Source organism: Frankia sp. CgJB1 (genome assembly GCF_977947065.1).
In genome coordinates, this window is the sequence record NZ_CDWTNB010000218.1 from 1 (window position 1) to 6159 (window position 6159).

Sequence of the window (6159 nt, forward strand, 5' to 3'; positions counted from 1 at the left end):
TTCGACGATCTGACGGACGGGGAGGCCGGATGGCCAACGGTGATGACCGTGATGGCGGCTACGGGGATGGGGAGGAGTGGTGGTGGCGATGAGCACGATGGCGGGTCGTGGTCGGATCGATCAGACGCTGCTGGATTCGGGCTCGTTCACAGCCGGCTTGTTCGGCCGCCAAGCGGTGGCGAGCAGGAGCGCCGCGCCTCCCACGCCGAGCACGATCGCGATCAGCCCGCCGGCCCAGCCGTCCAGGTCGATGCCGATCGCATGGTCCAGCGACGCCTTGCCCGGTCCCAGGATGCCGATTGCCGCGCAGACCACCGCGATCATCAAGACGTATTCGTAGCCCTGGCCCGGCCTGAAGATGAAGAACCCGTTGTTGCGATGGGCGGTCACGCCGGCCACCACCATGGTGCCGATGATCCCACCTGCGCTGAACGGGGTGAGGAACCCGAAGAGCAGCCCGAAACCGGCCGCGATCTCGATCAGTCCCGACGCCCAGGCGTGCACGATGCCCGGCCGCAGCCCCATGCTCTCGAACCAGCCGGCCGTCCCTTTGATCCCGCCCGGTCCGAAGACGTGGTTGTAGCCGTGCGTGACCAGGGTAAGATCCACGATGACCCGGAGCACCAGGGCCGCGGTGTCAGGCGGTGTCACGGGTGTCCTCCTCGGACCGGTCTACGTCCGACCTTCGTCCGTCGTCTTTGTCCGCCCGTCGTCTTTGCCCGTTCATCGTCATCGTCCGCCCGTCGTCTTCATCGCGTCGCGCCGAGGGTACCCGCCGTCCAGCGCGGCTCGTGGTGGACGGCGGTGCGGGTCGGGCGGTCTCGCGGCCGGTGGGCAGCTACGAGGTGGCGATACCGAAGGTGCCGGCCGCGAGAACGACGAGCCCGATGACCGTGAGTCGTACCGCGGGCAGGTCAAAGGGCGGTTTGCTGGGAGCGCGGGGGCAGCGACCGTGATGTCCTGTGCCGCGTCGACGGAGCCGCTGCATCGTCCTCGGTGCCGGTGAGATCGTATAACTGCCGACCGTCATCGACCTTAGGCGATGAGTAGCGACCCCGCACTGTGTTAATAGGGCCTATCCTGGTCGACGATGCGGGCCAACATCGACAACAGGGCGGTCTGTTCCTCCTCGGACAGCGGCGCCAGCAGCTTGTCGTTCATCTGGTCGATGCGGTCCGCCACCTGGCCGTGGGTCGACTCTCCCCGCTTGGTCAGCCGCAGGACATTGCGCCGGCCATCACGCGGGTCACGGACCCGGCGGATGAGCCCACGCTGCACGAGCCTCGCCACCACATCGGCCACCGTCGACCGATCCAGGGAGGCTCGTTCTCCGAGCGTGCGCTGATCAATATCGGGATCAGCGAGCAGGCTGTTGAGGACCACGAACTGCGGAGGCGTCGTCTCGGTTGAGACGGTGGTGGTCCAGAGCTGATAGGTCACCTGCTGGAGCCGGCGGGCCAGCTGGCCGGGATGGCTGGACAGGTCGACCACGCCGTGGCCGCCCGGGGCGACCGGCCGCGAGGTCAGGGTGGCCGGCCCAGTGGCGCGTTGTCCAGGGAGACGTTCGCCGGAGTTCTCCGGTGCGGCTGTTTCCCCTCCGAGGGCCCTGGCCAACTGGTCGGATCGTGTGCGCGTGTTCAGGGTTCGCTTCCAATCCGGTGTCGAAGTAGGCGGGCGACAGGTTTGCCGCGAAGGTCATCATCGCTCATGTCGACGCTCGGTGTCGTCAAGCTGTGAGATTCAGGTGCCTATCAGGCGTCGAAGTGGTAACTCTTGTGGCATGTAGTGAAATTATAACTACGGATGGCCGGACACCCCCATGCTTCTGTAGTAGTCTTGTCACCGCTTTGAGATAGTCATTTAGGGGTGTCGCAATCGCGACAGCTACCTGCCGCCCGACTCCGGTGGGGTACGCGAGGTCCCGACTTCGGTGGGGTACGCGAGGTGCGTCGCGTGGTTCCCGCGGGTACGGGCAGCGGTATGGAGGATGCGTCCAGAGGCCTACGGGAGAGTCTGAAACGCGTGGCTGTGACCCTGAAGGAGGCGGGCATCCCGTTCGCTCTCGGGAGCAGCTACGCCTGCTGGGCCCGGGGCGGCCCCGAGCCGGTCCACGACGTCGATTTCATGCTGCGCGAGGACGACGTGCCGCGGGCGGTCGAGGTGCTCGCGAACGCCGGCCTGCGCCCGGTCGACTCACCCGAGGACTGGCTCACCAAGGTGTTTGACGGCGAGGTGCTGGTCGATCTCATCCACCATCCGGTGGGTCGGGCGGTGACCCAGCAGATGCTGGAGCGGTCCAGCGAGATGTCGGTGGACTCGGTGCGCATGCCCGTGCTGGATGCCACCGACTGGTTTGAGATGACCCTGCTGGCCCTGGAGGAACGGTACTGTGATCTCGCTCGCGTGATACAGATGATCAGAGCGATGCGGGAGCAGGTCGACTGGGATCAGGTGCGTCGCGCGACGGCCACTTCCCCCTTCGCCGAGGCGGCCCTGCTCGTGGCCACCCGGCTCAACCTGATCCCGGCCGCCGGTCGTGCGGTGTCGGCCGAAGGTGCTCCGTCGGCCGGGGGCACCCCCACGGGTTCACGTCCGCACGGCCCGTTGGTGCCAGCGGGTGGGGCGGAGCAGGCCGGGACCGCGAAGCGGGTCGCCGACACCGCCGGGTACGGGGTACTGGACCTCACTGAGGCCGATGAGTACCTCGCCGGTGACCTGCACGAACGCCTCGCCGAGGATCCGAGGGTGGCCGAGCTCGGGCTGGAGGTGGTGGTGGATGGCCAGCAGATCCTGGTCGAGGGCGAGGTCGCCACGGACGCCCGCCGCCGGGCCGTCGCGGATGTGCTCGCCGAGGCGCTTCCCGGACGCCTGGTGAGTAACGAGGTCACCATCGCGGATCGGGGGATGCCGACCGAGGCACCGCCGAACGTGGAGACCATCTCATGATCAGAATTGCCGCCGTCGGCGACATCCACCTGGGCGTGGACAGCCGCGGAACCTTCGCACCCCTGCTGCGTGGACTTGCCGGTCGGGCGGACGTGCTGCTGCTGGCCGGTGATCTCACTCAGCGGGGGCTGCCGGCCGAGGCCGAGATCGTCGCGGCCGAGGTGGCGGACGCCGGGGTGCCCGTCGTCGCCGTCCTGGGTAATCACGACTACCACGGCGGTGCCGAGAACGAAATCACCGAAATGCTGACCGACGCTGGCGTGACCGTCCTCGAAGGCTGCGGCACGGTCCTCGACATCGACGGCCGCCGTCTCGGAATCGCCGGCGTCAAGGGACTCGGCGGGGGTTCGCCGGGGCCAGCGGAAGCGACTTCGGCGAACCACTGATGAAGGCTTTCATCCGGCACACGAAGGACGCCGGATCCCGGCTGCGTGGCGCGCTGGAAAGTCTGGATTGCGAAGTCCGCGTAGCTTTGATGCACTATGCCCCGGTACCAGACACGCTCATCGGCGAGCGAACCGAGATCTTCCCGTTTCTCGACAGCTACCACCTTGCCGAGGCGGTGGACGCGGGAGCCGCCTGCCTTGCGCTGCACGGTCACGCCCATGCCGGTTCGGAGCACGGGACGACGGCCGGTGGGGTGCCGGTCCGCAACGTGGCCCGGCCGGTGATCCGGAAAGCCTATGCGCTCTACGGGGTGGGCGAGATGGCCACCACCGGGCGCCCGGGCCCGGACCGCGCGGGCCTACAGCGCTCGGCTGGCGCCGCCAGCCCGGACGGCGTCCCGGACGGCGTCCCGGCAGCCGGGACGCCCCGCTCCGCGGCGGACAGCCCCTCGACGCTATCCCGCCCCAGTTAGCTATCCCGCGGTAGCTATCCCGCCCCGGGTAGCCGTACCCGGACCTCACCATCGGAGATCCACACATCGAACCGCGGCTGGGGCGCGGTCGCGGGACCATGCACCACCGCGCCGTCCGCCACCCGGAAGGTGCTGCCGTGCCAGGGGCAGCGCAGGCAGGTGAAGCCGTCTCTTCGGATGATCTCTCCCTTGTGCAGTGGTCCGGACAGGTGGCTGCACCGGCCGGCCAGTACGTCGACGTGGTCTCCTTTCCGGAGGAGGACGACCGGCACATCCCGCAACAGCCGCACCTCGGGTCGGCCGTCCGCCAGTTCGTCCAGAAGGGCGAGCGGATGCCAACCGGGCGGCAGCAGGTGGGGTACCTCCTCGGCGTGGTTGACCCCCGACGCCTGCCGGTAGGCCAGATGACCGCCGAGGTAGGCCGACGTGCTGGCCGCGGCGAGGCCGAGCAGCGCGAGACGACGGCCGAGGCGGCTGTTGCCACGCGACCGGATGCCGAGCGAGGCGGCGTAGCAGCAGGCCGCCAGACTGTTCGTCGCGGCGTGCGCCACCCCGACCCGCAGCTGGCGCTCATGCAGCTCAGAGTAGTCGGTGAGGCCGGCGGCGGCGGCCGAGACCGCCGCGAGCAACCCCGTGGCGATCAGCACCCGGGCCGCCCGTTCGGACTCCTCGTGACGTCCCGCGAGCAGGTCCACGATCCCCGCGGAGATCCAGGTTCCGATGGGGAGCTGGGCGAGCGCCGGATGCAGCGGGTGGCCGAGCGGCACGCCGTGCAGGGTGTCCCGGATGGCGCCGTCGTGCAGGGAGCGGCGGACCATGTCACGGATCTTTACTGCCATCGGGTCGAGAGCTTCGGCCCGCTCCAGGCGTTCGGCGGGTCCGACCAACACGTTGTGGGGTATCCGCACCATGGATGCCGGTGTTCCCGCCCATCGCTGGCCGTGAACATCTGCTGGCCGGAGATGCCGGGTGGCCTGATCGCGGGTTTGCTTCGTCCGTCAGCGCGCACCACTGAAACAGCGGAAAGGAACGAGAACATGGCAGTGGATCGCGGAAGCACCAAGCACGGCCCTGTGCGCGACGACATCATGGCGCACGAGGTCGAGGGGCTCGTGCGGGCCGGGCGGGACACGCGGGCGGAGGAATGGCGCTCCGCTGAACCGTTCCCCGAGGAAGCGACCGGTGGCCCGCAGAACCTGGATGCCGCTGGGTCGCGGGTCGGTGCGCCGGCCGGGATGACGCCGGTGGACGTCGAGGAACGCTCCGAGCTCGCCCGCTGGCTCGGCCGGGCGGTCTTCCCCGCCAATCGTGACGAGATCATGGATCATCTACATCATCAGCACGCCCCGGACCGGGTGGTTGACGAGGTCGCCGGTGCGCCGCCCGACATCCAGTTCACCTCGTTGGGCGCGCTGTGGCGGGTACTGCGACCCGGCCCTCCCCACGTGGAGTCACGGCGCCACTGAATCCGTCCGATGACCCGTAATATGACCAACATCATGAAGTAGTCGGTATGACGCCGTAGCCGGCGGGGTATAGAAACACCCGTGAGTGGCGGGCTCGCCGCGAGCGTTCTGCTGCTCGTCGGCTTCGCGATGATCGGAGCCTTCAACGTTTTTGCCTTCGGTGCCCTCGCCGGCTTGTGGGCGCTGGGCATCGCATAGATCATGGTGCTCGGCCCGCGGGCCATCGATCGCCGGGTCGTCCGCGCTCGGCTGCGGGGGGTGCGGGAGGCGTGGCGGAGACGACGGTGGCCCGGCGCCTTGTTCCCGTGGGCCCGGGACTGCGTGACACGCCGGTGGCCTGGGTAGGACACGCCCATGGGTACGAGTGGGTTCGGCTATGGCGACCAACGACCCGGATCAGGTGATCTGCTGCAGACCCTCGTCGCCGGTCTGGATCAGACCGAGCGGGAAGATACCCTGCGGCTGTTGCGACGGCGGCTGGTGGAGGACCGGGCCGCCGCGTGCGGCGGCCAGCGGGACCGTCAGGTGGATGTCGGCCCGCGGACCCGGGCGGCGCGTGGGCCGACGAAATCGCAGGCCGCGGGCATCCATCGCCACCGCGGGTGAGCCACCCCGGATGAACGGTGGCGTCAGGGCGAACGGTGGCGTCAGCCGCAGCAGCCACCGCCGCAGCACGCGCCCCCGCCGGCGGACGGCGCGGCCGTGGCCGGAGCCGGCGTGGCCGAGCCGCGGCTGACGGCGATCGCAGAGAAGATCCGCAAGGTCTCGGTGTGTCCGGAGAGGCAGCTCACCGCGCTGTCCGGCACGGACTCGTGCATGCTGCGGCGGACCTCGAACGATGCGTCACATACCCGGCAGCGGTAGTCATAGGCAGGCACGGCACCAGGA

General features: G+C 69.1%; 9 protein-coding genes. 5 read left to right on the forward strand and 4 right to left on the reverse strand.

The features are described from left to right. Window positions 1-120: 120 nt before the first annotated feature. Together AC08OT_RS18420 and AC08OT_RS18425 are read right to left on the reverse strand one after the other, a co-directional pair. Window positions 121-651: a DoxX family protein gene (locus tag AC08OT_RS18420; protein ID WP_476594351.1), complete on the reverse strand. Its 531-nt coding sequence runs from the start codon at window positions 649-651 to the stop codon at window positions 121-123. A gap of 414 nt (window positions 652-1065) precedes the next feature. Continuing rightward, window positions 1066-1491, reverse strand: coding sequence for a MarR family winged helix-turn-helix transcriptional regulator (locus tag AC08OT_RS18425; RefSeq protein ID WP_462203189.1), 426 nt, complete (start codon window positions 1489-1491; stop codon window positions 1066-1068). A 489-nt stretch (window positions 1492-1980) separates the two neighbouring features. Between AC08OT_RS18425 and AC08OT_RS18430 the strand changes: the two genes are divergently transcribed. Genes AC08OT_RS18430 through AC08OT_RS18440 form a run of 3 tightly spaced genes read left to right on the forward strand, consistent with a single transcriptional unit; the run spans window position 1981 to window position 3805 of the window. Further along, entirely contained in the window at window positions 1981-2946 is a 966-nt protein-coding gene (locus AC08OT_RS18430) for a nucleotidyltransferase (protein ID WP_476603097.1), read from the forward strand. After that, window positions 2943-3332, forward strand: coding sequence for a metallophosphoesterase family protein (locus AC08OT_RS18435; RefSeq protein WP_476594353.1), 390 nt, complete (start codon window positions 2943-2945; stop codon window positions 3330-3332). The genes AC08OT_RS18430 and AC08OT_RS18435 overlap by 4 nt, the downstream gene beginning before the upstream one ends. Continuing rightward, a complete protein-coding gene (locus AC08OT_RS18440; RefSeq protein ID WP_476594354.1) occupies window positions 3332-3805 on the forward strand; it encodes a metallophosphoesterase family protein in 474 nt (157 codons plus the stop codon). Before AC08OT_RS18435 ends, AC08OT_RS18440 begins: the two co-directional genes overlap by 1 nt. 14 nt (window positions 3806-3819) lie before the next feature. Here AC08OT_RS18440 and AC08OT_RS18445 read toward each other — a convergent pair whose 3' ends face one another. Further along, window positions 3820-4695 (reverse strand): Rieske (2Fe-2S) protein, encoded by an 876-nt coding sequence (locus AC08OT_RS18445; RefSeq protein ID WP_476596337.1) that lies wholly within the window; start codon window positions 4693-4695, stop codon window positions 3820-3822. A 147-nt stretch (window positions 4696-4842) separates the two neighbouring features. Here AC08OT_RS18445 and AC08OT_RS18450 point away from each other — a divergent pair, with 147 nt between their 5' ends. Together AC08OT_RS18450 and AC08OT_RS18455 are read left to right on the forward strand one after the other, a co-directional pair. Next, window positions 4843-5271, forward strand: coding sequence for a DUF2795 domain-containing protein (locus AC08OT_RS18450; RefSeq protein ID WP_476594356.1), 429 nt, complete (start codon window positions 4843-4845; stop codon window positions 5269-5271). Between the two features lie 354 nt (window positions 5272-5625). Next, window positions 5626-5877: a hypothetical protein gene (locus tag AC08OT_RS18455; RefSeq protein ID WP_011434801.1), complete on the forward strand. Its 252-nt coding sequence runs from the start codon at window positions 5626-5628 to the stop codon at window positions 5875-5877. 41 nt (window positions 5878-5918) lie between these two features. Here the strand turns inward: AC08OT_RS18455 and AC08OT_RS18460 are convergent, their stop codons facing one another. Further along, a complete protein-coding gene (locus AC08OT_RS18460) occupies window positions 5919-6149 on the reverse strand; it encodes an FmdB family zinc ribbon protein (RefSeq protein ID WP_476594358.1) in 231 nt (76 codons plus the stop codon). Window positions 6150-6159: the final 10 nt, after the last annotated feature.